The organism is Euzebyales bacterium, assembly GCA_035461305.1.
GTDB lineage: Bacteria > Actinomycetota > Nitriliruptoria > Euzebyales > JAHELV01 > JAHELV01.
Genome location: DATHVN010000075.1, coordinates 1 through 2070 on the forward strand (window position 1 = coordinate 1; position 2070 = coordinate 2070).

Annotated in this window: 2 protein-coding genes; both read right to left on the reverse strand. The window is 72.0% G+C overall.

All coding sequences use genetic code 11. The annotated features are described in order from the left end of the window. Positions 1 to 143 precede the first annotated feature (143 nt). Complete coding sequence (locus VK923_07025; GenBank protein ID HSJ44415.1) at positions 144 to 833, reverse strand: PP2C family protein-serine/threonine phosphatase; 690 nt, start codon at positions 831 to 833, stop codon at positions 144 to 146. Beyond that, positions 788 to 1906, reverse strand: a complete 1119-nt coding sequence (locus tag VK923_07030; GenBank protein ID HSJ44416.1) for a hypothetical protein — start codon at positions 1904 to 1906, stop codon at positions 788 to 790. Before VK923_07030 ends, VK923_07025 begins: the two co-directional genes overlap by 46 nt. Positions 1907 to 2070: the final 164 nt, after the last annotated feature.

Sequence of the window (2070 nt, forward strand, 5' to 3'; positions counted from 1 at the left end):
GCTCAAGGAGGTCGCTGGCAAGGTCAGCGGCGACAACCGCCTCCGGAGGCAGGGTAAGGCCGACCAGATGATGGGCAAGCTCAAGCAGACCGGCGAGAAGGTCAAGGACGCCTTCAAGAAGTGACGCAAGGTACAGGCCGACATCAGCGCGATGAAGGCGGACGCGCCCGAGGCGAACGCCAGGCCGCCCGCGATCCTTGGCCTCTCAGCGACGTCTTCGCCGGCCCAGCCAGACTGCTTTCAGCGGCGAGCTCGGTCGACCGGTGAGGCTCTCGTCGAGCCGGCGCGAGCGTGACCGGGCGATCAGCGTGGCAGCGACGACGCAGATGACGTCTCGCGCACCCTCGGGTGCGAGTTCGACCAGAACACGTCGCAAAGCTGCTGCGCCGCGCCGTGAAGCGTTCGGCAATTCGGCACAGCTCTGCGATGCCGTCATGGCCGGCACGTTCGAGCGGTTCGATCAGCCCATCGGTACAGCAACGGATGACCGCCTGAACTATCTGTGTCACGCCTTGGTAGCGGCGCGGCAACGACGGACGTAAACCGAGAAGGCGACCATGACCGATCTCAAGCTGGCGCGCTGCGCCGCTGGGCTCGATGAGGTTCGGTGGCGGGTGCCCTGCGTTGGCCACCACCAGCCTGCCTCGCCCGGGATCGGCGACCACGTACACCATGGTGGCGATCTCGCCGGTGCGCAGCTGATCGGGCAGGGTGTCCACCCGCTTGACCACGTCGGCCGGCCCGAGGCCGGCCAGGGCGTCCGCCAGGACCGCGACATGCAGCCGTACTATCGCGGCGCCGGCTGTAACGCCGTGGCCGGTGACATCGCCCACGACCTCCTCATGGTCGCGGGCAGCGCGGGCTCCTGCGCGGCGAGCATCCAGCCTACGAAGCGCGTCGCGCGCGCCGCGTCGGGCAGGGCGCGCACCCAGCCGAGCAGGCCGTCCGCAGTCGGGTCGACGTGCTCGAAGCTGCGCAGCGTCACGACCCGGGCGTCCGGGAACTCGCTGGCCAGGCGCAGCGCCTCGGTGTATGGGACCGCGGGGTCGTTGGTGGAGTGCATGGCGACGACGCGTGCGTCGACCTCGCCGGCGACCGACACGGGCGAGAACCGCGCCAGAGTCTCCCGCACACGGTCGGGCAGGCGGTCCACGAGCGCGGCCGTGCGGTCGGGGTCGTCGTTGACCGCGACCTCGTACACGCGCCGGGCCTCATCGTCCAGGCTGTCGGGCGCGCGGCTGCCGTCCAGCGCGGCGACGACGGCGCGGGCCTGCCCGGCGCCGAGCAGCGAGGCGATGAACGACTCGAAGGAGTCCTCAGCCAGGGCGGCCGGCTCCCAGGCCATGCGCACGTGGCCTGCTGTCGCCACGCCGGTGGTCGCCGCCTGGATCACCCCGACGAAGTCCGCGTAGGCGCCGAAGACCGCGACCTGGTCGACGTCATCGAGCTCGGCGGCGGCGACCAGCGCGAGCGAGCCGCCGAACGAGAAGCCGAGCAGCTGCACCGACCCGACGCGCTCGTGGAGCGCCCGCGCGGCCGCCCGCACGCGCGTGATGTCCTCGTCGGCCAGGCGCCACTCGTACAACTCGAGCTCGGGGGTGAACACCGTCCGGCCGGACCTCGCGACGGCCGTGGCGAGGTCGCGGACGCGCTGGTCGTCGACGCCCGCCGGCGTCGCGCCGGGCACGACGAGCACCGCCGGCGCCGGCCAGCCCGGCGTGTCCAGCCGGCCCGGGACCACGCCAACCTGCGTGCGCTCCGACGTCACCGGCGGCGCCAGCGGCCGGACCTCCACGACCCCGACAGCGTCCGCGAGCGTCGGCACCGCCTTCAGCCGCGCGCGGACCGGGGGCACGACGACGACCACCAGTACGACCACGGCGACGACGACAGCAACGCAACGCATGAGGACTGATTATCCTCTTCGCTGGCGGTGGATGGGGTCAGAGCACCCAAAACTCCCACGGCGTCCGGCCGTAGGCCACTATCGTTCCGTCGGGGTGCGGTTGGACCGCGACCGGCCGGGCGCGGGGCGTGCCGCAACATCGCAGCAGCCGGCGAGGCGGCACG